Source organism: Paenibacillus sp. FSL K6-2862 (assembly GCF_038005125.1).
Classification (GTDB): Bacteria; Bacillota; Bacilli; order Paenibacillales; family Paenibacillaceae; genus Paenibacillus; species Paenibacillus illinoisensis_A.
Window position 1 is genome coordinate 4408423 of the sequence record NZ_JBBOSN010000001.1, and the last position, 25860, is coordinate 4434282.

Annotated in this window: 33 protein-coding genes; 4 read left to right on the forward strand and 29 right to left on the reverse strand. The window is 46.1% G+C overall.

What is annotated here, in order from left to right; genetic code table 11:
• From MHB82_RS19795 to mtrB, 5 genes are all read right to left on the reverse strand, one after another.
• A complete protein-coding gene (locus MHB82_RS19795; RefSeq protein ID WP_095361932.1) occupies positions 1–867 on the reverse strand; it encodes a UbiA-like polyprenyltransferase in 867 nt (288 codons plus the stop codon).
• Positions 860–1588, reverse strand: a complete 729-nt coding sequence (locus tag MHB82_RS19800; RefSeq protein ID WP_095292874.1) for a demethylmenaquinone methyltransferase — start codon at positions 1586–1588, stop codon at positions 860–862. Before MHB82_RS19800 ends, MHB82_RS19795 begins: the two co-directional genes overlap by 8 nt.
• An 11-nt stretch (positions 1589–1599) precedes the next feature.
• Positions 1600–2463, reverse strand: coding sequence for a heptaprenyl diphosphate synthase component 1 (locus tag MHB82_RS19805; RefSeq protein ID WP_095361933.1), 864 nt, complete (start codon positions 2461–2463; stop codon positions 1600–1602).
• A 101-nt stretch (positions 2464–2564) separates the two neighbouring features.
• On the reverse strand, positions 2565–3116 hold the full coding sequence (locus MHB82_RS19810) for a hypothetical protein (protein WP_095361934.1): 552 nt from the start codon (positions 3114–3116) through the stop codon (positions 2565–2567).
• A gap of 205 nt (positions 3117–3321) precedes the next feature.
• A complete protein-coding gene (gene mtrB / locus MHB82_RS19815) occupies positions 3322–3543 on the reverse strand; it encodes a trp RNA-binding attenuation protein MtrB (protein WP_095292880.1) in 222 nt (73 codons plus the stop codon).
• Between the two features lie 150 nt (positions 3544–3693).
• Between mtrB and MHB82_RS19820 the strand changes: the two genes are divergently transcribed.
• The gene (locus MHB82_RS19820; protein WP_181429798.1) at positions 3694–3855 is read left to right on the forward strand and encodes a hypothetical protein; all 162 of its coding nucleotides are present in this window, start codon (positions 3694–3696) and stop codon (positions 3853–3855) included.
• 66 nt (positions 3856–3921) lie between these two features.
• Here MHB82_RS19820 and MHB82_RS19825 read toward each other — a convergent pair whose 3' ends face one another.
• The 5 genes from MHB82_RS19825 to spoIVA form a co-directional block, all read right to left on the reverse strand.
• Positions 3922–4194, reverse strand: a complete 273-nt coding sequence (locus MHB82_RS19825; protein WP_024630670.1) for an HU family DNA-binding protein — start codon at positions 4192–4194, stop codon at positions 3922–3924.
• A 218-nt stretch (positions 4195–4412) separates the two neighbouring features.
• The gene (locus MHB82_RS19830) at positions 4413–5399 is read right to left on the reverse strand and encodes an ABC transporter permease (RefSeq protein ID WP_095292881.1); all 987 of its coding nucleotides are present in this window, start codon (positions 5397–5399) and stop codon (positions 4413–4415) included.
• Positions 5396–6913 (reverse strand): sugar ABC transporter ATP-binding protein, encoded by a 1518-nt coding sequence (locus MHB82_RS19835; RefSeq protein WP_341175669.1) that lies wholly within the window; start codon positions 6911–6913, stop codon positions 5396–5398. The genes MHB82_RS19830 and MHB82_RS19835 overlap by 4 nt, the downstream gene beginning before the upstream one ends.
• Positions 6914–7025: 112 nt before the next feature.
• Positions 7026–8123, reverse strand: coding sequence for a sugar ABC transporter substrate-binding protein (locus MHB82_RS19840; RefSeq protein WP_095361935.1), 1098 nt, complete (start codon positions 8121–8123; stop codon positions 7026–7028).
• Between the two features lie 220 nt (positions 8124–8343).
• On the reverse strand, positions 8344–9822 hold the full coding sequence (spoIVA, locus tag MHB82_RS19845; protein WP_095292886.1) for a stage IV sporulation protein A: 1479 nt from the start codon (positions 9820–9822) through the stop codon (positions 8344–8346).
• A gap of 459 nt (positions 9823–10281) precedes the next feature.
• Here spoIVA and MHB82_RS19850 point away from each other — a divergent pair, with 459 nt between their 5' ends.
• Complete coding sequence (locus tag MHB82_RS19850; RefSeq protein WP_341176724.1) at positions 10282–10521, forward strand: hypothetical protein; 240 nt, start codon at positions 10282–10284, stop codon at positions 10519–10521.
• A complete protein-coding gene (locus MHB82_RS19855; RefSeq protein WP_341175670.1) occupies positions 10416–10670 on the forward strand; it encodes a tautomerase family protein in 255 nt (84 codons plus the stop codon). The genes MHB82_RS19850 and MHB82_RS19855 overlap by 106 nt, the downstream gene beginning before the upstream one ends.
• 103 nt (positions 10671–10773) lie before the next feature.
• Here MHB82_RS19855 and MHB82_RS19860 read toward each other — a convergent pair whose 3' ends face one another.
• The 18 genes from MHB82_RS19860 to MHB82_RS19945 all read right to left on the reverse strand — a co-directional run bounded on the left by MHB82_RS19860 (position 10774) and on the right by MHB82_RS19945 (position 24073).
• Positions 10774–11550 (reverse strand): hypothetical protein, encoded by a 777-nt coding sequence (locus MHB82_RS19860; RefSeq protein ID WP_341175671.1) that lies wholly within the window; start codon positions 11548–11550, stop codon positions 10774–10776.
• A 70-nt stretch (positions 11551–11620) separates the two neighbouring features.
• The gene (locus MHB82_RS19865; RefSeq protein ID WP_095361936.1) at positions 11621–11974 is read right to left on the reverse strand and encodes a 2Fe-2S iron-sulfur cluster-binding protein; all 354 of its coding nucleotides are present in this window, start codon (positions 11972–11974) and stop codon (positions 11621–11623) included.
• 16 nt (positions 11975–11990) lie between these two features.
• Positions 11991–12638: a hypothetical protein gene (locus MHB82_RS19870; protein WP_341175672.1), complete on the reverse strand. Its 648-nt coding sequence runs from the start codon at positions 12636–12638 to the stop codon at positions 11991–11993.
• 55 nt (positions 12639–12693) lie between these two features.
• On the reverse strand, positions 12694–12873 hold the full coding sequence (locus MHB82_RS19875; protein ID WP_095292896.1) for a DUF2768 family protein: 180 nt from the start codon (positions 12871–12873) through the stop codon (positions 12694–12696).
• A gap of 173 nt (positions 12874–13046) precedes the next feature.
• Positions 13047–13322 carry a stage VI sporulation protein F gene (locus MHB82_RS19880; RefSeq protein ID WP_056696692.1) on the reverse strand — a complete coding sequence of 92 codons (276 nt, stop codon included), beginning with the start codon at positions 13320–13322 and terminating at the stop codon, positions 13047–13049.
• A 100-nt stretch (positions 13323–13422) separates the two neighbouring features.
• On the reverse strand, positions 13423–14463 hold the full coding sequence (locus MHB82_RS19885; protein ID WP_095361938.1) for an NAD(P)H-dependent glycerol-3-phosphate dehydrogenase: 1041 nt from the start codon (positions 14461–14463) through the stop codon (positions 13423–13425).
• Positions 14456–15079: a glycerol-3-phosphate 1-O-acyltransferase PlsY gene (plsY, locus tag MHB82_RS19890; RefSeq protein ID WP_095292899.1), complete on the reverse strand. Its 624-nt coding sequence runs from the start codon at positions 15077–15079 to the stop codon at positions 14456–14458. Before plsY ends, MHB82_RS19885 begins: the two co-directional genes overlap by 8 nt.
• Positions 15080–15090: 11 nt before the next feature.
• Complete coding sequence (gene der, locus MHB82_RS19895; RefSeq protein ID WP_095361939.1) at positions 15091–16413, reverse strand: ribosome biogenesis GTPase Der; 1323 nt, start codon at positions 16411–16413, stop codon at positions 15091–15093.
• Positions 16414–16596: 183 nt separating this feature from the next.
• A complete protein-coding gene (gene rpsA, locus MHB82_RS19900; protein ID WP_095292903.1) occupies positions 16597–17811 on the reverse strand; it encodes a 30S ribosomal protein S1 in 1215 nt (404 codons plus the stop codon).
• Between the two features lie 146 nt (positions 17812–17957).
• Entirely contained in the window at positions 17958–18545 is a 588-nt protein-coding gene (locus tag MHB82_RS19905; protein WP_095292905.1) for a lysophospholipid acyltransferase family protein, read from the reverse strand.
• Positions 18542–19246, reverse strand: coding sequence for a (d)CMP kinase (gene cmk, locus MHB82_RS19910; RefSeq protein ID WP_095361940.1), 705 nt, complete (start codon positions 19244–19246; stop codon positions 18542–18544). Before cmk ends, MHB82_RS19905 begins: the two co-directional genes overlap by 4 nt.
• Positions 19247–19349: 103 nt before the next feature.
• A complete protein-coding gene (locus tag MHB82_RS19915; protein WP_341175673.1) occupies positions 19350–19574 on the reverse strand; it encodes a hypothetical protein in 225 nt (74 codons plus the stop codon).
• A gap of 68 nt (positions 19575–19642) precedes the next feature.
• Positions 19643–20296, reverse strand: coding sequence for a flagellar brake protein (locus tag MHB82_RS19920; RefSeq protein WP_095292911.1), 654 nt, complete (start codon positions 20294–20296; stop codon positions 19643–19645).
• 141 nt (positions 20297–20437) lie between these two features.
• The gene (gene ypeB / locus MHB82_RS19925; RefSeq protein WP_095361942.1) at positions 20438–21784 is read right to left on the reverse strand and encodes a germination protein YpeB; all 1347 of its coding nucleotides are present in this window, start codon (positions 21782–21784) and stop codon (positions 20438–20440) included.
• Positions 21785–21892: 108 nt separating this feature from the next.
• A complete protein-coding gene (locus MHB82_RS19930) occupies positions 21893–22090 on the reverse strand; it encodes a hypothetical protein (protein ID WP_341176725.1) in 198 nt (65 codons plus the stop codon).
• Positions 22091–22180: 90 nt separating this feature from the next.
• Positions 22181–22876 (reverse strand): glutamic-type intramembrane protease PrsW, encoded by a 696-nt coding sequence (gene prsW, locus MHB82_RS19935; protein ID WP_110759019.1) that lies wholly within the window; start codon positions 22874–22876, stop codon positions 22181–22183.
• A 41-nt stretch (positions 22877–22917) separates the two neighbouring features.
• Positions 22918–23532 carry a genetic competence negative regulator gene (locus tag MHB82_RS19940; protein WP_095361944.1) on the reverse strand — a complete coding sequence of 205 codons (615 nt, stop codon included), beginning with the start codon at positions 23530–23532 and terminating at the stop codon, positions 22918–22920.
• A 187-nt stretch (positions 23533–23719) separates the two neighbouring features.
• Positions 23720–24073 (reverse strand): hypothetical protein, encoded by a 354-nt coding sequence (locus tag MHB82_RS19945; RefSeq protein ID WP_341175674.1) that lies wholly within the window; start codon positions 24071–24073, stop codon positions 23720–23722.
• 93 nt (positions 24074–24166) lie between these two features.
• Between MHB82_RS19945 and MHB82_RS19950 the strand changes: the two genes are divergently transcribed.
• Positions 24167–25054, forward strand: a complete 888-nt coding sequence (locus tag MHB82_RS19950; protein WP_341175675.1) for a polysaccharide deacetylase family protein — start codon at positions 24167–24169, stop codon at positions 25052–25054.
• A 43-nt stretch (positions 25055–25097) separates the two neighbouring features.
• On the opposite strand, the gene MHB82_RS19955 is transcribed toward MHB82_RS19950, so the two are convergent.
• The gene (locus MHB82_RS19955; RefSeq protein WP_341175676.1) at positions 25098–25856 is read right to left on the reverse strand and encodes a metallophosphoesterase; all 759 of its coding nucleotides are present in this window, start codon (positions 25854–25856) and stop codon (positions 25098–25100) included.
• Positions 25857–25860 lie beyond the last annotated feature (4 nt).

Here is a 25860-nt window from a genome sequence, read left to right on the forward strand (position 1 = left end):
TTATTTCACCGCCAGGTCTATCAAAGTAAAGGTAAATACGACCAGACTCAAAACACTATTCATGGTAAAGAAAGCCGTCTGTACACGACTCATATCGTTAGGCGATACAATATAGTGCTCATAGAAAAGAATACCATATGTAATCAGCATGCCTGCTCCATACCACCAGCTCAGATCCGTCATCAACAAAAGCGCCAAAAATCCGATGGCTGTAATAATGTGAAAGAACTTAGCAATATTCAACGATTTAATAAGTCCGAAACGGGAAGGAATGGAATGAAGCCCCTCTTCCTGGTCGAACTCCAGGTCCTGACATGCATAAATAATATCAAAGCCCGCGGTCCAGAACACAATCGTAACGTACAGCACAATGGCTGTCCAATCCATGGACCCCGTAACAGCAACCCAGCCTCCAAGTGGAGCAAGGCCGATAGTCATTCCGAGAACAACATGGCAGAGCCATGTGAATCGTTTGGTGTATGAATACAATACCAGCATAAACACTGCGATTGGAAGTAATTGCATTGATAACACATTAAGATTGGATGAAGCCCAGAATAACAATACAAATGAAACAATAATAAAGATAACAACCTCGCCATTTTTGAGCAGGCCCGCTGGGATGGCGCGCATAGCCGTCCGCGGATTTTTGCCGTCGATCGCTTGGTCAATCATCCGGTTAAGTCCAAATGCCGCACTGCGTGCACCAACCATGGCCAGCAGCACCCACATAATCTGCATCCAGGTTGGGAACGTTCCGTTCACGACCATAGAGCCGAGAATGGCACCCATAAATGCAAAAGGTAAAGCAAAAAGCGTATGTTCAATCTTGATCATTTCTAAAAAGATGCGAATTTTCCTAAACATGCTGATTCTCCTTGGTTCCAATATGCAATGCCGCGATGCCTCCGGTCAGAGGATAGGCCTGCACTTGCTTCAATCCGGTTTCTTCGAAAATGGTAGCCAGTTCCTTCCTTCCCGGAAATAATGCCAATGAATCAGGCAGCCATTTATACTGCTCATAACGTTTGGCGAACAATTTGGCAAGTCTCGGCAGTACTTGTTCAAAATAAAAATAATAAATACCTTTAAACGGTTGCCAGGTCGGCTTGGACAATTCCAGACACACAACCATGCCACCAGGTTTCACTACACGTTTCATCTCTGACAAAACCTGTCTCAAATCAGGAACATTACGAAGGCCAAACCCGATGGTAACATAATCAAATGAATTATCTTCAAAAGGAAGTGACATGGCATTCCCCTGAACAAGCGTAATCTGCTTTTGTCTGTTTACGGCATTAACCTTGTTCTGTCCCACTTCAAGCATATTGCTGCTAAAGTCCAGTCCATGCATGTGACCTGTTTCACTTGCCTCTGCCATCGCCAGCGTCCAGTCACAGGTACCGCAGCACAGATCTAAACCTGTATCCCCTTTGGACATGTTCATTTTTTTCATTGTGAATTTGCGCCAGGCTTTATGCCTGCGGAAACTCAGGATGTCATTCATGACATCATATTTTCCCGCTATACTCTGAAACACCGAATGGACAAACTCTTCTTTCGGTTTCGACTCTGCGCTCCCCATTTGTCTCCCCCTCAATCTTCCCTTACTGCTGCGTGTGAAGGCTCCAGATAACCCAAATAGGTTTCCAAGATGGCATGCAGCTCAGCTAATCCCCGCTGGTCTTGTTCTTCCTGCAGCAAAAGCTTTATGCGGTTTGTACTTTCACGAAGCCTGTCCAGCAGAAGCCCATCAATTTGATACTTGACTGCCACAGCACCACATGCCCGCATATCTAGCTCTGGCTGGCCAAGCAGGTTCCGCTCATCGGCTGTACCTTGCTTGTATATATGCCAGAAAGCATAGCTATGACTGAATTTCTTCGCGTCATTCATTCGCTGCAGCTCTTCCACAACGGTCTCGCACAAGCTGAATTCTGCAAGAAGACTCTCCCATAGCTTCTGTTCCTTTGATCCAATCATGTCCGCAAAAGAAAGAAACAGCTGCATCTTCAGCTGTACCGTTTCACGCAAGTATTCTTCAGCCGAAACGAGAAGTTTTTTCATCCGATCATACAGCGTCATCTTGCGCACGTTGACATCAGATACGGCACCGCTGAGCTTGCCAATCATCTCAATACGACCCGCATGGGCAAGCAGCTGATAAAAGCGACTGCTCAAGTAATCACCAGCAAGAACGTTCAACTGGCGTGAGCGCATCTCCTGCTCATTCCGATCCCCGGAGATCGTATCGATTCGATCATGCGTATCCATGGCCAGCTGAACGAGCGAGGTAGCCAGAGCATAGAGCTCATCATGCTCCTTTTCATCTGTACGGCCCACAAACGCCTGCAGCAGACGAGCCCGGCTATCCGGAAACGGTGGTATTTCCGTATGTTGTCGAATCATGTCGTAATCCGTATATTTTTTTGCTAGTTGGGGTACGCGATATGAATTCATTCTCAGCCTCCGAGCCTTTGCATTGTTAAACCATTTCTGCACTACAATCTTATATATTATAGCATATGTTGAACAGACACGCACTGAATCCTGCTATTCTATTACCCTTCGTTCAACAATTCGAATTGCTTCTTCCACAGATCCGTCTCCATGATGTGAAACCATTCTTTTATTTCACTGGATAGGACGGGGCTTTTCCAATTTCGAAGTGCATCGATTGCATCTGTTGGCCACTCATTTCTTCGTATATCAGCAGCAAGCAGCAGATGCCTTTTGTGCAGCCACTCATCTTCTGCCATGACACGAAGCAGTATTTGCTCCACGTTATCAATACCGTGAAATCCAAGCTCGGCCACCGTTGCCATATTATCATAGATTTCGGTGTAACTTGTTCCGGTACCTGTCACCTTCAGATCCAGTTTCAAAATGGACTGCTTCCATTCCACTTTTGCAATCGGTGTAGTTAAAGGCATAGAGCTCAGCACGTCCACCAAATTCTCGTCAGACAGTTCCAGCTTTTGCTCAGCTGCAGATACCGGCTGTACCCGCTCTCCGCCCAATGTTCGCATATGTAAGGTTTGCACAGCAACCAACAGGAAAACTGCTGCAACCGTTGCCAGCAGCGAAGCCGTCACGATCATCCGCGGTTTCATAAAATGCCTCCCTGCCTTTACATGTTAGTGTAGTCTGTCCGGTAAAGGCTCATACCTCATTGTACAATGAAAAAAAGCAGGCTATGCCTGCAATTTTTCGTTCATACCCAAAGTATTGGCTCTACCCAAATCCACTTCGTAAACAGGCAGGAGTTTTTCGTAAAACGACGCTTAGCTCTGATGCAACAGACTCTTAACTCGTCTTTTATTCTGATTCTATTTGGCCATGCTTTGTAATCATGGTAGCTTTGCCGCGGATTTTGATCGCGGAAGTATGATTCGTAAACTGGGCAATCATGACTTCACCTTTGTCCAGCTTCTCGGTATGATGAAAACGCGTGTCCTGTCCTCGCGTCAAACCGATGACCTGAACTCCGTTTTCCTCTGCCTTAATGACAATGTAATCACTGCCGGTTGGATGGTCCATTACGTAACGTCCCCTCTCCTAATTGTTCAATAGCGTTAATGATGATTAAGATTGATTCATTTGTCAACTGAGTTTTGCTTGTAAAAGCTGCAATAATCTATGGGAACCGGGTCATACTACAGGATACATTCCATAGAAAGGAGCCTCTGCATGAAGTACACCCCTGCAACCTTGACAGACGAGCACATTCATCAGCTACAGGACATTGAACAGCACCTTTCGGAATCAGCAGGAGAAGATCTGATATTGATCGCCTATAGCAAGCAACCGGACGATTCCGCCGACACAAAAAACAGCGAGGCACATCGTTAGAAGACAAAAGAAAAGGCCGTGAACGAGTCACGGTCCTTTCTTTGACATATGGAATATGTAGAAATCTTATTTAATTCCGTCTTTGAGCGCTTTACCTGGTTTGAATGCAGGAATTTTGCTCGCAGGAATTTCGATTTCTTCACCTGTTTGCGGGTTACGCCCTTTACGTGCAGAACGCTCGCGAACTTCGAAGTTCCCAAAACCAACCAATTGTACTTTGTCTCCGCTTTGAAGAGCCTCAGAGATTGCTTCGAATACGGCATCAACCGCTTTCGTTACATCCTTCTTGGACAATTCAGTCGCTTCGGACACGTGTGTAATCAAGTCTGATTTGTTCATTTGTTTTCACCTCCTGAATCAATGTCCTGAATGTTATACTGTGTTTCCGTTTTAAAGCGAAATATACGTTCATACGCAAAAAATCTACGTACATCTTGAGCGTGATGAACACAATTCTCCGCCTGCGGTCAACAGTCATTTCCGGCAGAATGCAACCTGAAACCAAGCGCGTTTCAGACGCGGAACAAATTTTATACTAATACAGACAGCACACAATTTCAAGTGCGGTTGCGGTTTAGCACGTAAAATGTCACCGCCAGGGCAAGCACGAGGACGCCACCTTTTACAATGTCATGAGTAAAATACTGAACATTCATCATGGTTAAACCGTTCACCAGTACCCCAATCAGGACCGAACCAATGAAGGTTCCGATAACATTTGGTTTACCCGCACCGAAGACCGAGAACCCTACAAACACAGCAGCTACGGATTCCATTAACAACGGAGATCCAGCATCAATCTGTCCTGATCCCACTTTGGAAGCGTAGATAATGCCCCCTATTGCAGCAAACACGCCAGCAGCCACATAAGCAAGCGTCCGTACCTTTTTCACCTTGATTCCGGACAAGCGCGCAGCCTCTTCATTGCCTCCAGTAACGTACATCTGGCGTCCGTATTTCGTATACGTCAAAAAGATATGAACACCAATGACTGCAACGAGAAGGAGGATAACCGATATAGGCATGCCGAGCCATTTCCCCTGACCAATCAGCAAGAACGTTGGATCCATCTCTCCGGCTGCCTTGCTGCCATCAGGAAATTGCATATGATTATAAATGGTATACCCTTGCGCGTACGTTTTGTGAATACCTCCAATGATGTACATGGTCGCCAGCGTGGCGAGCAGATCAGGAATACGCAGTTTTACAATCAACAAAGCATTCAGGAGACCAATGACAGCACCAATCACCAGCGGAACAATAATGACAACCGCGAGCGGCTGCTGATACCAAATCATTAATGATGCGGTTACAACGGTCGTCAATGAGACGGTAGCCCCCACCGAGAGATCGAAACCGTCCACAATGAGAGATAACGTAACACCGATGGCGACAAAAGTCACAATTGATATCGATCCCAGAATGTCAGTCAGATTACTGTAGGTAAAAAAGTAAGGCAACTTTATGCCAAAAAAAGCAATAACTCCGATAATAACAATAATCGCCCCGTAACGGAACGCAAAATCCATAGATTTGTCCTTCATACCTGCACCTCTTGTCCACCGCTTGCGTAGTATAGCAGCTGTTCTTGGTTGGTCTCGCCACGCTTGAATTCTTTTACGATTTTCCCTTCACACATCACTGCAATGCGGTCACCTATACCGAGCCCCTCGTCCAGCTCACATGTGAAATAGATGACCGCCTTGCCTGCCAAAGCCAGCTCGTTAATGATACGGAAGATGTCACTTTTGGCTCCAATATCCACGCCCTTGGTAGGTTCATCAAATATAAAGACACCAGCGTCCGCATTCAGCCATTTGCCAATAGCTACTTTCTGCTGGTTACCTCCGCTCAGATACTTCACTTCCTGACGTACCGAAGGTGTTTTAATGCCGAGCTGTTGAACCAGTGATTCCGCGTTCTCCCGCTCCTTCTTGCGACTCACGAATCCGAATGTACTAAGACGTCCGAGCAAGGGCAGGCTCAGATTTCGTTCCACATTTTCCTGAATGAGAATCCCCTGCTTGCGACGTTCCTCAGGTACGGAAACAATGCCTGAAGCTGCAGCATCCGCAGGCTGAGAGAAGCGAAGCGGTTTATCGTTTAAATGAATATCCCCTTTCTCCAGCTGGTCAGCTCCAATCAGAAGACGGGAGCATTCCGTTTTGCCCGCACCGACCAGACCGACAACAGCCAGGACCTCACCACGGCGTACAGACAAATCAACCCCCTTGACCTTGATCCCCCGGTGCAGTCCACGTGCTTCAAAGATTATCTCGCCAATAGGTGCTTCCGTCTTCGGAAATTCCTCTTCGAATGGCTTGCCCAGCATTTGTGTGACCAGATCATTGACCGTTAGTCCACGCGCCTCACCCGTAAATACATGCTGCCCGTCTCTCATGACGGTCACTCGATCACAATGTCCAGTCACTTCTGCAAGCCGATGGGTTATAAAAATGCAAGCTACTCCCCGTTCTTTTAACAAATGAACAATCCGGAAAAAGGCATCGGTTTCTTCCTGGCTCAGCGGAGCAGTCGGTTCATCAAATATAATCACCTTGGCATCCTGAATCAGGATGCGCGCCAGCAGAATCATCTGTTTCTCTGCAAGTGTGAGATCTGCTACCTTTTTCTGAACTGAAATGTCTGCTCCCAATTCTTTGAGTGCCTCAAGAGCGCGCTGCTGGAGCTTACTCGGGCTTTTCCACCATCCACCATCTGGAGATGCCAGCTGGTCCAGCATAATGTTCTCAGCAGCCGTCAGCTGCGGTACCAGTGCAGCATCGACCTCCTGATAAACACAGTGAATCCCGTTTGCCTTAGCGTCCCCCGGCGAATTTAGACGTAAATGCTGATCATTTAAAAGAATCTCTCCCTGATCCAGTTGGTAGGCACCAGACAGAATTTTCATCAAGGTACTTTTTCCTGCTCCATTGGCGCCAAGCAGTGCATGAATCTCTCCACCTTTTACAGAAAAATCAACGTCTTTCAGCGCAGGAACGCCAGCAAACTGCTTATGAATATGTTCCATTTGAAGCAATATCGGTGCAGTTGTCATGATGTAGACCTCCATTCCCTCCTCCAGGGAGTCATGCTATCCTTACAATCTGTTGTTTTGCATATCTGCCTGCGAAAAAAGCGCACCTTGCGGCGCGCCTTCTAACGCTGCTTTATTTAGCAGTGATTCCGTAATCCGCCATCCAATCCTTGATGCCCTGTGTACTACCTCCCCAACCCTCAACATATTGGGACAATTCGGAAGTAGAGATTTGGGTCTCAGGCAGTGCTTCGCGTTGAACATAAACCGGATTAAGGACCACCTGATCTTCAGTCTCATCACCGTTCAGTTTCTGATAAGCATAACGTACCTGAACACGTCCAATGTCTGTCGGGTCTACCGCTGCGGAAGCAACCCAAGGATTTTTCGGATCCTGAATCATTTGCAGATCTTCATCACTCATATCGATACCGTAAACTTTAATTTCGTCACGACCCGCTTGCTGGATTGCACGTGCAGCGCCTTTGGCAAACTCATCCCACGCAGCCCACACGGCTGTGATTTCGCCTTTCGGATATTGTTTCAGAATCGCTTCCATCTTGGCTTGTGTATCCAGAGCCGGGTTTTGCGCGGAGCCAAATGTGGCAATCTCCTTGATGTCCGTATTCTCTTTCATGAATTCGCCGTAGGCAATCTGGCGACGTTCCATAGGAGCGAATCCGGCCACCCATACTTTCACGATATTCCCCTGGCCGTTAATATCCTTTTTCATTTGTTCCAGTGTAAGTTCCGCCATCTTCTGGTCATCCTGAGACAGTACAGTTGCCCCTGGTACTTGAATTGCTGCGTCGAAGACTACTACTGGAATGTTTTGCTCTACTGCTTTTTTCACACCCGGTTCCAGAAGCGAGTCCCCGTGATCCGTCAAGATTGCATCGAACTTCTGGTTAATTGCGCTATCCAGCAAAGAAACCATTTTGGCTTTATCATTATCAGCAACAAATGTAGTTAGCTCACCGCCGAATTTTTCAATTTCCTCTTTTACGCCTTGTACATACTGCTGTGAGAATGTGCCCGTGTTAAATTCCATGATTAGGGCAATCCGTTTACCACTAAGCGGGCCTGTCACTGCCTCCGTCTTGGGCTTGTCCTCTGATGCTCCGGAAGCTGGAGTTGCTGCCGGTTCTTTTTTGATCCCGCAAGCGGACAGTGCCAATGTAAATACAAGCAGAACACTTAACCATACCCATTTCGTATCTTTCTTTTTCATCTCTGTCTCCCCCTATTCGTGCACTCTCAGTGACCTTGATCACAATAGTTGAATATTAATATAACGGCTAATCCCTAGTATGTAAATGGGTTTTAACAATTTAAAGCTAAAACTCGCTAAGTTTTTCGAGAAACATGTAGCACACATCCAGTAGTACCATTTATATGAAATTAAATCATACAGCAAAAAGACCACAAGGATGGCCTTGTGGTCTTTTGTCTTACAGAATGATGGCAATCAAGCCGCCTGAACCTTCGTTGATTATACGTCCCAATGTCTCCTGCAATTTGTACCTTGCATTGTCCGGCATCATGGCGATCTTGCCCTGAATCCCTTCGCGCACGATGGAATGCAGTGAACGACCAAACATGTCTGAATCCCACACCTTGATTGGGTCGTTCTCGAAGTCCTGCATCAGGTACCTCACCAGTTCCTCACTTTGCTTCTCCGTACCGATAATCGGTGCGAACTCGGACTCGACATCGACCCGGATCATGTGAATGGAAGGTGCAGTTGCTTTCAAACGCACACCGAATTTGGTACCTTGGCGAATAAGCTCGGGTTCATCCAGTGCCATCTCAGCAAGCGAAGGTGCCGCAATGCCGTATCCGGTCGTTTTGACCATCTCCAAGGCTTCAGCGAAGCGGTCATATTCCCGCTTGGCATGAGAGAATTCCTGCATCAGCTGCAGCAGATGATCCTTGCCTCTGATTTCAATGCCGACCACTTCCACGAGGATCTGATCGTATAATTCATCAGGTGCGTATAGATCAATTTCGGCCACACCTTGGCCCATGTTCATGCCGCTGAGTCCTGCGCGGTCAATGAACTCATACTCCATGAACTGGGACACAACCCGGTCCACGTCACGCAGTCTACGAATGTCCTTAACCGTGTCGCGCACGGAATTTTCGTAGTTGTTACGCAGCCAGTGGGTTTCATTGAGGACCATAACCCAACTCGGCAGATTCACATTCACCTCATGAACAGGGAACTCATACAGGACTTCACGCAGCACGCCTGTTACATCATCTTCCGTCATCGTGGCCGCGCTTAATGTCATTACCGGAATATCATATTTAGCTGCCAATTCGCTTCGCAATTGAAGAGCCTCTTCACTGCGAGGACGGGTAGAGTTGATGATCAGTACGAATGGTTTTCCAACCTCTTTCAGTTCGGCAATGACTCGTTCTTCAGATTCCACGTAAGAACTACGGGCGATCTCGGCAATGGTGCCGTCTGTGGTAACCACCACACCCAATGTGGAATGCTCCTGAATGACTTTGCGCGTGCCAATCTCCGCTGCTTCCTGGAACGGGATCGGCTCTTCGAACCACGGCGTGGAGATCATACGTGGACCATTTTCATCCTCATAGCCCTTCGCACCCTCCACAGCGTACCCTACACAATCCACCAAACGTACATTAACATCGAGCCCTTCAGCCACTTTGATCTGGACTGCGTTATTCGGTACGAATTTTGGCTCGGTGGTCATAATCGTTTTGCCTGCTGCACTCTGTGGAAGTTCATCCACTGCACGGGCACGATCAGCCTCGCTTGTGATGTTCGGCAGAACGATCGTTTCCATGAATCGTTTAATAAATGTTGATTTCCCCGTCCGGACTGCGCCGACAACCCCGAGATAGATATCCCCTCCGGTCCGCTCAGCTATGTCCTTAAAAATGTCCACTTTCTCCAATGAAATCCCCTCCTTAAATTACTCCGAAGGAAAAATGCTAAAGAGCATCCGCTTCGTTTTTTCAATCAGAAGACTGAAATCCCTGCAACGGTAGAGCCGCCTTTGTGAGTGCCCGGAAGTCGTCCGCCGCCGAACGTTGCATTCTGATGAAACCGGCGAAAGCGGCGTTAACTCGTACATGCAATTGGACTAGTATCATCTTATGTATCCGTATGCAGCAATATGACGCGTTTTTTTTGTTTTTTTCTCAGGTTATCAACTCCGGTAAGTTGCCCTGCTCTCGGACTGCGCGTCATTATTTCAATCTACTTTATGAACACCGGGTCGCATTTATGCTGGTTTCATTCATTTCTATTTGGGGTACCGGACACTTGGAGTTAGAGGTATACTGTGAAGGAAACATGGTTTTAGAGCCGAGCTGAGTTAGATTGAAAACGAGATGAGAAAGGTGAGATGAGCATGGCACAAATTAAAGTTTTCGGTGTACGTGAGCAATTAAATCCAATGAAAGAACAGCTTGCTAGCGTGATTCATTCCGTTCTGATGGATGTGCTGGGACTGCCAGAGAACAAAAATTCCAACGTTACTTCCCCATGGATGTGGAAGACTTCCAGTATCCGCCAGACCGATCAGCAGCATACACCATTGTTGAAATCAGCATGTTCGAAGGACGATCTATGGAAACAAAGAAAGATTTAATTCAGCAATTATATAAACAAATACATGAAAAACTCCTGTTGCCTGTCCATGATTTGGAGATCACCATTTTCGAGACACCACGTGCACACTGGGGCATCCGTGGATTGCCCGGCGATGAACTTGAGTTGAACTACAGCGTTGAGGTCTGACGTATTACCTACTCCGGTTCTTTGAAGCTCCTGAGAACTTAATTGCATCAACAAAAAGAGATACTCCTTGATGAGGAGTATCTCTTTTTTGGGTGCATTTCATCTATGGTTCGTCTTGTGCAACTGGGGCATTATTCTGCCACGTATAACTAACCGATTTTACAGGAACGAAATAGGAGTGCTCCAGCAAATACTCGCGCACATCATCCCCCTCCACAGGAGAACGATCCGATTTTTCCACCGCTTGCATGATATCGAAGGCATAGTCCACGTACACATTACCTTCACTGTCCATGATAAATGGTAACTCCTGACCAGAATATACACTGTTCAGTGTAACCTCTGGAGTACCTGCCTGAGCCGCTTGTTTCATATCTACAGCATACAGACCGGTGTACAATTCTTCCCCGGCGGGCAGTTTGCCGTTATGTACTGATTTATACTGGTTAACCATGCGCTGTACATCATTGACCTTCTGTACCGTCAGCAAGTCCATTACTTTTACAGTGGGTGCAGTCTCTTCATTTTGAATAAGAAAGTAAGCGCTCCCACCACTTTCAAAAGCAGTACCCGGAATCTCGTCCAGATAACCTTGCTGTTTCAGCTTCGGAAGATCCACTCTGAATTTTTCATATTTTGGTGTATCCATATCCGCATTAATCATGGGCAGAATCCCCTGATCCTTCTGAAATGCCTCTACAGCACTCTGTATCCGGTTCACACTCTCCCTGTATGCTATTTTGGGGTCATCGTTCCCCTGGGAGGGATACATGCAGCCACTTACTGTAGCAACCATTAAAATGAAGAGAAGGCAGCGGACTCCCTGAATCCCGTACCTCCGCCCCGAACTAATGAAGAGTCTATTTTTGTTTTCGTTCATCCGCATCCTCCTTCAATCTGAAGAGTCCAACGGGAAAACCCATTCCAATTGAGCTCCATTCAGGCTAATTTCAGAACCAGTCGTCATTCTCCTGCTGCTGGCGTTCCAACTGCTTACGTATTGCGGCTTTGAGCGGATCCTCTGGAACATGAACAGACACGGATCCCCTCACCTTGGCCTGACAAGCAAGACGAGTTCCTGCTTCCAGCAGGGAACCCAGTTTCCTTTGTTCAGCATCTGTAGGAGGGTGCAGAGCCTGCATCTGATCACCATCTACTTTGACCTTGCACATTAGACAAGCGGCTTTTCCATCGCAACGGGTTGGAATCTTCACTCCTGCACGGCGTGCGGCACTGAGCAGGTTCACTCCCGCTTTTAGGCGGATGCTTTTATTTTGCGGTAAAAATGTAATCGTGTGCTCCATCCTCTTGCCTCCCCACCTATGAAGTCCATGTAAAACCAACCAACTCTTCTACCTCAGCGGAGAAGCGGCTTGTCCACACATTATGCTTACCCAATGAAGCCAGTAAGGGTTGATGAAGCTGTGGATCCTTACGGATTGCTTCAGCAATAGCCTCATAACGGTCAGCTCGACCTCTCAGCAGATTAAAAAGCAGCTCATGAGCAAGGGGCATCAATCTTAACGTGTAAGAACCAATTTGAGCCTGAGGCGCATGATGAATCAGCAGTTGTTCAATCTCAATCCGGTACCAGCTCTGCCTGGACCATACTTCAAACCCACCTACGAGTTCAAGTGCACACTCTCCGACTTGATAATGACTCAGCAATGAAGCGTATGGTCCTGTTCGATCTATCACTGGTTCATCCAGGGCAATTCCTGGGGCAGCATGATGCAGCCCATGTGCTGCAGCCAGATCGGCGTACACGTCAATATCTCTGGGAGCCTGCTGCAACTCGACCTGCTGCAGCAGCAGTCCACAGCTCCCCCCAAGAAGCCAAGCATAAGGTACTGTATTCCAGGCTTTTGCCGTTTCCAGCAACGCAGCGTGCAATTCCGGATAGTGTTCTGTAAGGCCCTCTGTTCCCTGTGGTCCCAACCGGCTCACCTTCCCTTCATCCGTTTTCATTGTGTCAGTTCTATGGTGTAGTTATGCGGATGTTAAGCTGCACGCAAGAATAAGATCAAGTGAGCGAAGCAATTCCGCCGAAAAAACCGATCAGCATAATCAGAAACGCGATTAATGACAGAATCCCTCGCACAAAGCCTTTGGTCTTGGCTCTCGCGAAAGTTATCAGGAATACAGACAATCCCATAATCAGAATTGCAACCAATGACAGCCACATCTTGTCCATTGCGCTCATAATCCAGCAGTCTCCCCTTCAATCCGTTATTCATCACTGACACGGTGACAATTGAAATTATTATAACACGAAATTCAGAGGACTTTTCCAAAAAAAAGACAAAAAGAAAGCCAGCCTTAGCTGACTCATCTTTTTGTCTTGCTTGCCCACGTTGTAGAAGCAAAAACGATCTATTATTTTTTCATCATCATTTTCATTAATGATTCCATGCTGTTTGGATTCAGTCCACTTTTTTTGACCGCACTTACAATATCCTGAACCGTATCTTCAGATACCGGAACTTTCGCCATGGCGGATACTTGTTTAATCAATTGGCGCAACTGAGCTTCATTTTGCATGGTGGACGGTTTTACTGTGCTCGCCAATTTCTTGACAGCACCTTCTGTAATTGTTTTGCCCGTTTTTTTATTGATCGCTTTTAGTGCATCCTTAGAAATGTTGTTACCCATTCGTCTCCCCTCCTCCGGCAATACTCATGTGTATAGTATGAGTGTACCGATGAAAAGGTGAATGAGCTTCTTGATTTCTGGTGAGTAAAGCAATGGAGAATCAGGAGTGCCACTGTTCCCATGTTTCCAGTTTCATAACTTCCATTTCGGTCTTGGGATCACGGCCCATAAGTGCCTCAACCGCATCACGCGGCTCACGATCCTGAAAGAGAACATGGTATAGTTGATCCGCAATCGGCATCTGCACCCCGTATTTCTGGGAGATAAAATAGGCTGCTTTTGTCGTACGAATGCCTTCTACGACCATTCCCATGGAATTCAGCACATCCTCCAGCTTTTGTCCTTGTCCTAGCATGGAACCGGCCCGCCAGTTCCGGCTATGTTGACTTGTCGCGGTAACGACCAAATCACCGATTCCTGCGAGGCCCGAAAACGTAAGCGGGTTTGCTCCCATCTCCACGCCAATCCGGGTGATCTCTGCCAATCCACGAGTCAAGAGAGCGGCTTTGGCATTATCTCCGAAGTCCAGGCCATCTGACATCCCTGCACCAAGTGCGATAATATTTTTAAAAGCACCTGCGAGCTCCACGCCAAGCATATCCCGATTCGTATACACACGGAAATAGGCATTCATGAATAATGCCTGAGCCGCATCTGCTGCGGCTTTATCCAGTGAAGCCACAACCACCGTTGTAGGACAGCGTTTGACCACTTCCTCCGCATGACTCGGACCCGAAAGTACAACGATATGCCCTTCTTCGCATTCAAGTTCCTCAGAGATCACCGTCGACATCCGTTTGAGGCTTTCCGTTTCAAATCCCTTGGTTGCATGGATTATTAACATGTCTGGCGTATAATACGACTTGAGTTGGTTGACTACCGAACGCATGGCTGAGGAAGGTGCAACAATCAAAACGGCCGATGCCCCTTGAACGGCATCTCCCATATTAGTCGTTGCCTGAATGCGAGGTGATAACTCTGCACCAGGTAGAAAACGACTGTTCCGATGCTGGTTGTTAATTTCGGCGGCCTGCTCTTCACCACGTGTCCACATCGTCACTTCCAGCCCATTGGCGGCCAGCACACTTGCGAGAGCGGTCCCCCAACTGCCTGCGACCAGGACGGCAACTTTTTTAGACAACGCGTTTTCCACCCCCAGGTTTATTGGCTCCTAATTTATTTTCCTGTCCTCTGGCAAGCTTCGCAATGTTGGTGCGATGTCTCCAAAAAGCAAACAGACAAATAATCAGACTTCCCCAGAATAGATTCATGGAATATCCCGGGAACACTAGGATGAAGATTGGTGTTAATGCTACAAAAATAAGAGAACCCAGCGAAACGTAACGTGTCAAAACGATGGACAGGATTGCAAAAATTCCGGCAGAAACTGCAGGAACAAATGCAAGAGTGGCGAGTACGCCAATTGCTGTTGCAATTCCTTTTCCCCCACGGAATCGGAAGTAGAGCGGCCAGTTATGTCCTGCAATCGCTGCTATACCACAAATTGCAGGAATCCACTCGGAGCCGTCACTGAGCCACACTCCAATCCATACAGCCGCAATACCTTTAAGGACATCCAACAGCAGCACAAGAATAGCCGGTCCTTTACCCAATATTCGCAATGTATTGGTAGCGCCTGCGTTTCCGCTGCCATGCTGACGAATGTCGATCCCCCGTATTGCCTTTGCAAGGAGGACACTAAAGCTGATTGAACCGAGCAAATAGCTCAGTACAATCGCTGCGATTGGTAAAATCACAAACTTCTCCCCTAACCTTCGTCGGACTTCCTCCGAGTAAATATGCGAATTGGCGTACCTTCAAAATCAAACGCTCCGCGGATTTTATTCTCCAGGTAACGCTCATAAGAGAAGTGCATCAATTCCGGATCGTTTACAAAAATAACCATGGTCGGCGGTTTTACAGCAACCTGTGTCACGTAGTTAATCCGCATTCTACGTCCTTTGTCTGTAGGCGGTGGATTAATAGCCACTGCATCAGATACAACATCATTAAGCAAATGCGTCTGAACACGCATAGCATGCTGGTGAGCTACACGAGTTACCACAGGTAGCAATTTTTGTAAGCGTTGTTTTGTTTTGGCTGACAAAAAGACTACGGGAGCATAAGTCATAAACAGGAAGTGATCCCGAATTTTTTTCTCAAACTCATTCATCGTTTTATCTGTTTTATCCACCACGTCCCATTTATTCACAACGAATAGGGAAGCTTTACCGGCTTCAAATGCATAACCTGCAATGTGCTTGTCCTGTTCAATGATGCCTTCCTCGCCGTTAATAACGACCAAAACAACATCAGCACGTTCAATGGCACGCATGGCACGCATAACACTGTATTTCTCGGTAGTTTCATACACTTTACCACGTTTACGCATACCTGCTGTATCAATAAGCACATAACGCTGCCCATCCTTTTCGAACGGGGTATCAATGGCATCGCGTGTCGTTCCGGCTACATCGCTTACGATTACGCGTTCCTCACCCAAGATGGCATTCACCAATGAAGATTTACCAACGTTTGGACGTCCGATTAGAGCAACACGAATGACGTCTTCATCGTATGTTTCTTCTTCAAGTTCAGGCAATTTTTCAACAATCGCATCCAGCAAATCACCAATACCCGTACCATGACTTCCGGATACACCGATCGGATCTCCAAATCCAAATCCGTAAAACTCGTAAATGAGCTCACTGCGCCCAATATTATCCACTTTGTTAACGGCTACAACAATGGGCTTGCCTGAGCGGTACAACATCTCTGCGACTTCTTCGTCAGATTGCGTAATTCCTGCTTTTGCATCACACATGAATACAATAACATCCGCTTCTTCAATGGCGAGCTCTGCCTGCATCCGAATTGATTTAAGAATGACATCCTCGCCGTCGATTTCGATACCACCTGTATCGATTATACTGAATGGTTTACCGTTCCATTCACCGATTCCGTAGATCCGGTCACGGGTAATGCCCGGCTTGTCTTCCACAATGGCCAGTCTGTCGCCGATAATCCGATTAAAAATAGTGGATTTACCCACGTTCGGTCGCCCGACAATTGCCACAACGGGTCTTGCCATACATTCCACTCCTCCTGTCCATACTTACGTTACTCATCATAGCAAAAAACACATGTCTTGGCTAACCTTTCATGCCAAGAATGCTCACAATAACAACAATCGGCGAACCCGCTGGGGCTCGCCGATCTTGCTTTTATTGTTCAGCAAAATATGCAGTATAACTTAGAACCATGCATGAATAACTTATTTGAATTTGCTGAGTTTGTCACCGAAACGTTCGCCGAGTGTGATGCTCATACCTTGATTGCTCAAGGAAACGTTCGGGTTGTTGATTTCTTCACGCGGAGCGTTGTTTCTAGCAGGTCTTTCAGCTTTTGGCGCTTGGGCAGGAGCTTCTTCTGTTTCTTTGATGCTCAGGCTTACACGTTGCTCAGCAGGGTTCATGTCGAGAATCTTAACTTGAACTTCCTGACCTTCTTTCAACACTTCGTGAGGAGTGCCGATGTGTTTGTGGGAAATTTGTGAAATGTGCACAAGTCCCTCAACACCAGGAGCGATTTCAACGAAAGCACCGAAATCAACTAGACGTTTAACAACACCTGTTACGATATCGCTAGTGTTGAATTTCTCGCCAGCTGTTTCCCATGGTCCTGGTTGAACAGCTTTCATGCTCAGGCTGATTTTGCCTTTTTCAGGGTCAACTTTCAGCACTTTAACGCTGACTTTGTCACCTTCGGAAAGGACATCGGATGGTTTGTCCACATGCGTCCAAGCGAGCTCAGAAACGTGAACCAGACCGTCAACTCCGCCTACATCAACGAATGCTCCGAATTGAGTCAAACGTTGTACTGTACCTTCGATAACTTGGCCTTCTTGCAGACCAGCCATAACCTCAGCTTTGTTAGCTTCGAATTCTTGCTCCAGAACGTCTTTTTGGGAAAGGATCACTTTGTTGTTCTCACGATCGATCTCTTTCACTTTAACGCGCAGTGTGCGTCCTTTGTAGTCGCTGAAGTCTTCTACGAAATGGCGCTCAACCATGGAAGCCGGAATAAATCCGCGTACGCCCACGTCTGCTACCAGACCGCCTTTTACCACATCAGCTACAACAACTTCGAATACATCTTGGTCTTCAAAGTGCTTTTGCAATTGATCCCAAGCGTTTTCGCTGTCGATTGCACGTTTGGACAGAACGAGTTTTTCTTTCTCGTCGTCGATGCTAAGAACTTTAGCTTCAACTTCTTGTCCAACTTCTACTGCATCAGACGCGCTGTCAACATGCAATGAGGACAGTTCGCGAATTGGAATTACACCGTCATATTTATATCCAATGCTCACATAGGCTTGGTTATCTTCCAATTTGACGATGGTTCCTTTTACAGTATCTCCTTTTTTCAAGGAAACGAATTGATCCAACTCATCTTGGGTTGCTTCTTGATTTTTCATTTCTTCCGACATGTCAAATACCCTCCTCAATTCAAAAACCCCATTATATTCAAACCTGCCTGTAGCAGAGTTCAAAACACTTTCAACGCTGAATGGCTCGGATTAGTTTCCCTCAAAAATATGGAAATAATGCATTCAGACTTTCGGTGAAGAGCAAATTATTTGCTCGGTACACCTGTTTTCACCATCTCATTAATTTTGGACATAATCTTTTCAGTTGCTCTTTCCAGTGCATCACCAGAAGGATCTTCCTTAAACTCGTCCAAATTCACCGGTGCTCCATACACCACTTTCATCTTACGAAATAGCTTGTAGTTGCCGATAATAGCAGTAGGGATAACGGTAGCACCACTCCGAAGAGCAAAGCTCGCTGCACCTTTTTTGCCGATGCCTCCATCGTTGTGCCGACTCCCGGAAGGGAAAATGCCGAGCACTTCACCATTGCGCAAAATGTTTAGTGAAGTTTTGATGGATTCCTTGCTAACGCCTCCACGCTTAACGGGAAACGCGCCCACAGCCTTAATGATCTTCCCAAGTACCGGAACATCAAACAATTCACTTTTGGCCATGAAGCGTACCTGCCGGCGAAGTTTAATACCTACCGTTGGAGGATCAAAGTTACTGATATGATTGGAACATAAAAGTACGCCGCCCTCTTGGGGGATATTCTCCCGTCCAACTGCTTCCAGGCGGAAAAGAATGGTGTAAATGATCCGCAGTACTGTGCTGCAAAATGTGTAAATCATAGACCAACCTCTCCTCTGACCATTGTGCAATAAGATACGATTTTGTCAACCACTTCATGAATACTCATCTTGGTTGTATCAAGAACAGTTGCGTCCTCAGCACAGCGAAGTGGGGATATTTCCCGCTCTTCATCCAATTTGTCACGAGTGGCTATGTCTCGCTCTAATTGCTTCAACGTCAGTCCTTCAGAGGGGTCCAGTTCTTTGAAGCGGCGAAGTGCGCGCTCTTCCACACTGGCAGTCATGAAGATTTTCACTTCCGCATCGGGCAATACTGTCGTTCCGATATCGCGTCCATCCATGACGACGCCCTTGCGCAAAGCCATTTGCCGCTGAGTATCCACTAATTGCGAACGCAGCCCCTCGATTTGCGCATATCGGGACACGATCCCCGTAACTTCACGGGAGCGGATTTCCGAGGTTACATCTTCCCCGTTACAGAACACTTTCTGTCCGCCCGGGTCCGGCTGTAAATCAATGACCAGTTTGTGGGCTTCTTGAAGTACCTCTGATACATTATCCGGAGAAATCCCTTTCCGAATCATGTGTAGGGTTACCGCACGGTACATTGCGCCAGTATCGACGTAAATATAACCGAGCGCCTCTGCAACCAATCGGGCCACGGTACTTTTCCCGGCACCAGCAGGTCCGTCAATTGCAACGTTCATCTTCCCGTTCTCTGATGTGTTCTGGCTTGCCAACGGGGCATTCCTCCTCAAACGATAAGCCTCAATAAAAAAACAGGCATTGCCTGCATCGTGAAAATTATACCACACTATACACATGGATGCAAAAACAGCCAATTCATTGATGTTCCCTTTTCGTTGAAAGCTCCTTATGAATTGGTGTCCCCTCCATTCGGTCTATCCGGGTCACATTTTGTTTGAAATATGGAACCTGAAGCAGCAATTGATATACCACCAACAACAAGAATAAAACGGCAATAAGCTGAAAAAGTCTTCTTTCCATTCGTTTGGAGAACACGTAATACAGACGCTCATATCTTCGGGATATACGTCGGTGATTCATACCCAAGCCCCTCTGTTTTTCCCCTTACGTTTCCCGCCATATTTCCTTTTTATTCAAAAAATCCGCCCTTACTTCGTACGATAATCCAGCTGCCGTTCAAAGCAGAACTTAATGATTTTTTGCCGCTCCGAGTCTGTGATTTGGGTAAATTTCAACATGCAGAGCTGTCTTCCAGACTCGAGGGTTTTAATGCGAACCACTTCAGCCTCGAAAGCCACATGTTCAATCGTAGAATTCCGATAGGGAACGAGCAGCCAGCAATTCAACTTTTGCCCTTCCGCAATCGGGAAATTTGGTTCTCCATATATAGACAACCCCCCGCCACCTATATCCTCGGTCAATCCCACCGCACGAGTCAGATCTTCTGCTTGAATGGCTAGTTCAAGATTCGCATGAACACGCAGGAAGCTGCGTCGTTGTATTTTTGAGATATCATCAGGCAGCGGTTTGCGTATACGCACAAGCCTTACCACATCTTCTTCAAATCCGGTCACGTACGTATTGAAATAATGTCTGACGCCATCCTCAGTGATATAAGAGATGGACAGTTCTTCGCCGAAATACAATCTTTTCAAACGACTGCTACCTTGCTGCATCGGTACTTCAATCAAAAAACTGTGATCATCCATGTCTGCTATACGGGATTTGTATTCCTTGCTCTCTTCTTTTTCATCTGCTGAGGCAATTTGGATGTGTAAAATTTCATTAATTTTCGGATACAAGCTCTTCACCGCCACCTTACTATTCATCATCGTATGTACAAGGACTATTATACCATGACCTTTCTCATAGCGGATAACAAAAAACAGACCACGAGGTGGTCTGTTTGGTAAAATTATTGTCTGTCGTTTTCCCTTTAAATTCTAGGAAGTCGCATTCACAGGTTTAATTTCTTCAACTGCTTCTTCGACCCCTGTATTAGCGTTGATATAAATTCGGTATTTCGTCCCGTTGATGCGTCCGCCGAATTCATAACATAATACTTCCTTGCTGTAATCATTCTCAATTAATGACTTACGTGCATAGCTCTCCTCAAATTCAGGATTAAGCTTTTTGCGAGCTTGTGCTTCGGTAAGAGTCGCTTTTGGTATTTGCCGTTGTTTTTGATGCTCATAGACATAATCACTTGCCTGGAAGCCAGTAACGTCTCCTGTATCCAGACCGACGCGTACAGACATTTTCTCCGGATAAAGCAGGGTATCCCCTTGTTTGCGAACATACGTTAAGTTTGCCAAGTTACCATACTCATCGTAGTTTACTGCTTTCATATCTTTGTAGCCCTTATTGACGAGAAATTGATCCGCTTTGGCCATGGCATCTGAACGTGAGACCTTTTTCGCGCCAATCGGTCTAGTATCGCTGTAGGAAATCAGCATGCCCCCATTGCGGGTAAAATCCATCATCAACTTGCTTTCTTTGCCTTGATTGATTGTAGCGGTATAGGACTCCCAATCCGTACCTTTACCATTCTCCTGAACCTGGATCTTGCTGCTGTCTGCATTCGAGAATTTCGCAGCTTTACTTTGAATTTGTTCTTTTGATACCGGAATACCATCAAGCTTTTTGACTGAACGTTTTGCATAAATGCTGGATACCGAAGGGCCCCAATCCAGTTCAGGATACTCCTGTACTTTTTTGTTCACCGTGCGAAATCCATCGACAATGGTGTTATCCATCGTTTCTTCTTCTGTCGCCATAGCCGTTTCGGCATCCATCCAGCGCAAGCGGTCAGAAAGCACTTTTTGCTGGACTTCCTGTAGGTTTTTAGTGATTTCGGAGGAATTTTGGTACAGCCTTTTCAGGTTGCCCACTTCCTTCTCACTTAGTGGTTCATTGGTTAAATCACGCATGGATGCCTGATAAGCAAAGTTTGAGATTCGAGAAAGAAATTCCTCCGTCTCGTTAAAAGGCAGCATGGTTAGTGGCAGTTGGTTAATCTCATTTTGCGCCTCGCTGGTAAGCCGCCACACATTCATCAGACCTTTACGGTGCATGCCCTGGGATGTGGAGTTTACCGCCAGTGTATTACCGATTTCAGAGTGCAACTTGTCCATATGGAAAGACAAATCATGAAATGCACGCTGATACTGATTCTCCGCCTTGATCAAGATCGCATTTTTCTCCTGGTTCTCCTGGTATCCCCAAACAAGGGCACCGATCAGCAATACTGCAAATATCGGAAACATGACTGAACTTAAACGTTTATACATCGGTAGAGTCTCCTTTCATCTGAACCACTATCTATATTGTGGATCGAAGAAAGTCCTCTTATGCATCGGTTTTCCAGCCGGCACAATGTTTGACTCTTTACGAGCTATTTAATTCATTTGAATCCAAGACGTACCGCCATCTTCTACAATTTCAAATTGATCCCGATTATCACACAGACACTGCTTGAATCCGGTCTCAATTCGCCCTCTTTCTTTTTTGCCGCGCAGCGTAAACCGCTCTCCGCACTGTTTGCATCTGATTTTTATTTTTATCCTCATTACGCTGTCCCCGTTTCTGTTGTTCATTCCCCGGAGATTCTTTAGGTCGAAAACAAAAAAACACACCGGGGCATCAGGCGCAGTACGCGCTCCATGTCCACCAGTGTGTCCGTATTTCTATAATTTAACCTCTTCCTCCCGTTTCACAAATCGAAAAGGAGAGCGGTTATTAGCCCGCGTAATTTTGCCCATGGCCCCATACCACAATCCCGCCATTAGCGGTGCTATGAACCACAGCCAGTAGTTTACCATCGTGTTCATGATGACATCGTAGAGTGCATGCCAGAAAAATGGAAGCAACAGCGATAGCATCAGGAACCAACGTTTCTTCTTGCCATCCGAAAACTTGGCCCGCCCCATGTAATACCCCATAATTACCGCAAACATGGCGTGTCCTGACACAGGAAGTAATGCACGGAGAAACATGGCTGAGACGGAGGCATTCCCCGCAAAGGCATACAATACATTCTCCACCGTTGCAAAACCAAGCGAAACAGCAACAGCGTAAAGAATACCGTCATATGGCTCATCAAACTCCGTGTGATTATAAATGATGTGGTATAACACAAACCATTTAACAAATTCCTCAACCCCGCCCGAAATGAGAATGGACTCAACGTAGGGGTTATCTCCGAGCCATAACATCATACCTCGCTGAATAATCATCACAGGCAACACCATCAAAATACCCATAACGAATACTCTCAGTACCATATGAAGCGGCTCGGAATCATAACGGTCTTTCAGATAAAAATATGTTAACAAGGCGAGACCCGGAGCTACTGCTGCCGCTAAAACCGAAAACAAAAGCACCGAAATTCCCTCCTCTGACTAAGACGCGTTTGCAATTGAATTTAATCCTGACGTTTGAAATGGGTGCAGATCACTTCAATGGCCTGTTCAGGCATAATAACTTTACCGTACTCTTCCATTACCGCTGGCGTAACCGAAGAACCCTCACCAAATTCAGCAAGCAATGCTATTAAGGCAGCATGTTTGGTGCTATCGACTTCGTCCGGTTCCAGATGCAGGAACCACTTATCTTTATAGGAATAAAGTCTTCCCGCATTCGTTACATGTTGACGCAACATATGTGCAGCCTCAATCAAGATTTCAAAATCCTTAAAGGCATATACAATGGAATCGCTCTGCTCCAGTGTAACTTCCATCTCGTATACTTCTTCAGGCAGATCATCCTCATGGCCGGAACCATATTGTTGCGGATCATATTTCCCACGCGTAACAATGACCACCATTCCTTGAGCGGGAAGTGCGAATACTTCGACAGCAAGCGGACCTGTAGCATCGAACCCAAGTTCGGAATATGCCTGATCCATCATTTCAGTGAACAGTTCATGAACTTTAGGTATTTCCTGCCACATATCTTCTTTTTGTATTCCGCGCTCGCTCAGATCGTCAAAGGTCAGGAAAATCCGTATCTTATCGTGACTTAATCGTTCTATTTTCATACAGGATCTCCCCTTTATAAGCAAGTCTTATAACAGATTATGAAGCACAAAACAATATGTGCTGAAAATAAATCTATGTAGTTATGTTATCATTTTATACCTGCAAATGCACGAAGTAAAATCGACAAAAAAAGAATCAATCCACATCAAACAAGACTGTGGTTGATTCTATTCCAGTAGTTTTGGTTTATAAACCGGGTACTGTTGTGTTTGTTTGACTCAAAATTTGCTCAACTTCATGTTTAACATCCGGATTGGTGCGAATAAAATCTTTGAGCATGTTCATGTTTTCTTCTTTTTCCTGCGGGGTAATGGCTCTTGGTGTTTTTTTCAATGCACTTTTGTGGGATTCACCATGCTCATTATTCTTAGGGCTGAATCCATCCATGCCTGGAAAAGTCATTTCCATCATCTTGTGCTTGGCTTGACCCATCATGTTGCCGGACGAGAGTGAAGACAACATGGGAATTTTGCCTTTGGACAGATATGAACTGGCAGCAACACCAACTACAATCCCCCAAAAAAAGGATGACGCCTTCATTACACCAACCTCCTCTTATGTTAAGATCACAACTAGTGTTTGCGGAAGCTCGACATCTCATTCCGCATAAATACAGGAAAGTGAGTTGAAATTATGTTAAAAACGACTGCCGCTATCCTTTTTGCCGCATGTCTCCTGTTGTCAGCATGTGGGGAGCAGGAAACACCTACTACCGAAAACACCACTCCTGAAAACGAAACGGTCTCCTCTGCACCAAGTGAAGAAAGCAACACTTCAAACGCAGTGGAAAATGGCCTACCTTCGTCTCAAGACAGCCTAGAGCAAACACAAGAACAAGAAACAGAACAAGAGACAACTGAGGATAAAAAAGAACAACACATTGAGAAAACGTATCATATGAATGAAAATTATTACATCAAACCCAATGATGAAAAGGGTGAGAAGAAGGTCGTTCTTCTGACATTCGATGACGGCCCTAAGGAAGCAGAAATGATTAATGGATTAATTGATACACTTGACAAACATGATGCCAAAGCCATATTTTTCGTTAATGGATATCGTGTCAAAAGCCATCCGGAATTGCTAAAGCTGATTTACGAGCGTGAGCAAATTATTGGTAACCATGCTTGGGACCACGAGGATCTCAAAAAAATGTCCGCTTCCGAAGCTGCCAAGCAGGTAACGGATGTTCAACACATCGTCAAAGAAACCATTGGTGTGGAGCCTGAATTCTTCCGCCCTCCCTTTGGATCTGGTAATGACGCTTTGAAAGAAACCGTCAAACAAAATGGCATGTTATACATGACATGGTCCAACGGTTCGCTGGACTGGGACAAGAGTACTCAGAACAAACCCGATAAAGTCGTTCAGAATGTGCTTGATCAGTTAAATCCCGGAAGCAATATATTGATGCATGAACTTCCTTGGACTGTAGAGGCACTAGATGATTTGTTAACGAAGCTGGAGAACAAGGGATATTCTTTTGTTGACCCTCGTTCGATAGAGCTTCAAGCCAGGTGAGGATATAGATAAACAGCCCTGATCCATATAGATCAAGGCTGTTTTATTTTATTTTCATCGATTTTAAAGTAATCTTGTGCATCTCAGCTGGACAGCATAACCTGAGCGGCAAATGATTCGTTCCATAACCTCTGCTAACCAGCATTTTCCCATCCGGATCATCGTTCATTCGTTTCAAGGTGTACCATCCGTTCGACACATTCCGGTAAGCTTGGTTAAGGAAAATCGGTCCAAGAAACGGGATCACGAGTTGTCCCCCGTGTGTATGCCCACTTAAGATAAGATCAGCATAATCATGAACACTCTTCGCTTGAAGCGGATCGTGAACTAAAACAATTACGCAATCATTTTGGTCCTTTTCCGTTAGGTGATTGCTAAGTTCACGAGACCGATAATCCGCTCCGGCCAGCTTTATGCTGGAATCCCTCTTTTGAAGAGACACAACCTGATCCTGCAGAAGCCGAACCCCGGTTTCCTCAAAAATCCGGGCCAACTGAGCTGTTCCCGCATGTTTGTCATGGTTTCCATAAACTGCATAAGCAGGACCGATATTGGTCAGTAGTTGCATATTACGTCTGACGATGGACCATGAAATCCCCTTCTCCGCCACATCTCCACCTATCAGAACCCAGTCCACCTGGCCCAATAATGGCTTAATGTCCTCCTGCCTCAATCTCCTCTTATGAAGGTCTGATACATACAAAATGACGCTTCCATCAAACGAAAGGGGTAAGGCGTTTATTTCAACATCATCCTCCACGACCCGGTGAAGGTGCGCTTCACGCCACATATGAACGATCAATATG

Excerpts from the sequence above, each read along its gene's own strand:
- MHB82_RS19795 (WP_095361932.1), bottom strand. The coding sequence starts at position 867 with ATGTTTAGGAAAATTCGCATCTTTTTAGAAATGATCAAGATTGAACAT.
- MHB82_RS19800 (WP_095292874.1), bottom strand. The coding sequence starts at position 1,588 with ATGGGGAGCGCAGAGTCGAAACCGAAAGAAGAGTTTGTCCATTCGGTG.
- MHB82_RS19805 (WP_095361933.1), bottom strand. The coding sequence starts at position 2,463 with ATGAATTCATATCGCGTACCCCAACTAGCAAAAAAATATACGGATTAC.
- MHB82_RS19810 (WP_095361934.1), bottom strand. The coding sequence starts at position 3,116 with ATGAAACCGCGGATGATCGTGACGGCTTCGCTGCTGGCAACGGTTGCA.
- mtrB (WP_095292880.1), bottom strand. The coding sequence starts at position 3,543 with ATGGACCATCCAACCGGCAGTGATTACATTGTCATTAAGGCAGAGGAA.
- MHB82_RS19820 (WP_181429798.1), top strand. The coding sequence starts at position 3,694 with ATGAAGTACACCCCTGCAACCTTGACAGACGAGCACATTCATCAGCTA.
- MHB82_RS19825 (WP_024630670.1), bottom strand. The coding sequence starts at position 4,194 with ATGAACAAATCAGACTTGATTACACACGTGTCCGAAGCGACTGAATTG.
- MHB82_RS19830 (WP_095292881.1), bottom strand. The coding sequence starts at position 5,399 with ATGAAGGACAAATCTATGGATTTTGCGTTCCGTTACGGGGCGATTATT.
- MHB82_RS19835 (WP_341175669.1), bottom strand. The coding sequence starts at position 6,913 with ATGACAACTGCACCGATATTGCTTCAAATGGAACATATTCATAAGCAG.
- MHB82_RS19840 (WP_095361935.1), bottom strand. The coding sequence starts at position 8,123 with ATGAAAAAGAAAGATACGAAATGGGTATGGTTAAGTGTTCTGCTTGTA.
- MHB82_RS19850 (WP_341176724.1), top strand. The coding sequence starts at position 10,282 with ATGGCACAAATTAAAGTTTTCGGTGTACGTGAGCAATTAAATCCAATG.
- MHB82_RS19855 (WP_341175670.1), top strand. The coding sequence starts at position 10,416 with ATGGATGTGGAAGACTTCCAGTATCCGCCAGACCGATCAGCAGCATAC.
- MHB82_RS19860 (WP_341175671.1), bottom strand. The coding sequence starts at position 11,550 with ATGAACGAAAACAAAAATAGACTCTTCATTAGTTCGGGGCGGAGGTAC.
- MHB82_RS19865 (WP_095361936.1), bottom strand. The coding sequence starts at position 11,974 with ATGGAGCACACGATTACATTTTTACCGCAAAATAAAAGCATCCGCCTA.
- MHB82_RS19870 (WP_341175672.1), bottom strand. The coding sequence starts at position 12,638 with ATGAAAACGGATGAAGGGAAGGTGAGCCGGTTGGGACCACAGGGAACA.
- MHB82_RS19875 (WP_095292896.1), bottom strand. The coding sequence starts at position 12,873 with ATGAGCGCAATGGACAAGATGTGGCTGTCATTGGTTGCAATTCTGATT.
- MHB82_RS19880 (WP_056696692.1), bottom strand. The coding sequence starts at position 13,322 with ATGGGTAACAACATTTCTAAGGATGCACTAAAAGCGATCAATAAAAAA.
- der (WP_095361939.1), bottom strand. The coding sequence starts at position 16,413 with ATGGCAAGACCCGTTGTGGCAATTGTCGGGCGACCGAACGTGGGTAAA.
- rpsA (WP_095292903.1), bottom strand. The coding sequence starts at position 17,811 with ATGTCGGAAGAAATGAAAAATCAAGAAGCAACCCAAGATGAGTTGGAT.
- MHB82_RS19905 (WP_095292905.1), bottom strand. The coding sequence starts at position 18,545 with ATGATTTACACATTTTGCAGCACAGTACTGCGGATCATTTACACCATT.
- MHB82_RS19915 (WP_341175673.1), bottom strand. The coding sequence starts at position 19,574 with ATGAATCACCGACGTATATCCCGAAGATATGAGCGTCTGTATTACGTG.
- ypeB (WP_095361942.1), bottom strand. The coding sequence starts at position 21,784 with ATGTATAAACGTTTAAGTTCAGTCATGTTTCCGATATTTGCAGTATTG.
- MHB82_RS19930 (WP_341176725.1), bottom strand. The coding sequence starts at position 22,090 with ATGAACAACAGAAACGGGGACAGCGTAATGAGGATAAAAATAAAAATC.
- MHB82_RS19940 (WP_095361944.1), bottom strand. The coding sequence starts at position 23,532 with ATGAAAATAGAACGATTAAGTCACGATAAGATACGGATTTTCCTGACC.
- MHB82_RS19945 (WP_341175674.1), bottom strand. The coding sequence starts at position 24,073 with ATGAAGGCGTCATCCTTTTTTTGGGGGATTGTAGTTGGTGTTGCTGCC.
- MHB82_RS19950 (WP_341175675.1), top strand. The coding sequence starts at position 24,167 with ATGTTAAAAACGACTGCCGCTATCCTTTTTGCCGCATGTCTCCTGTTG.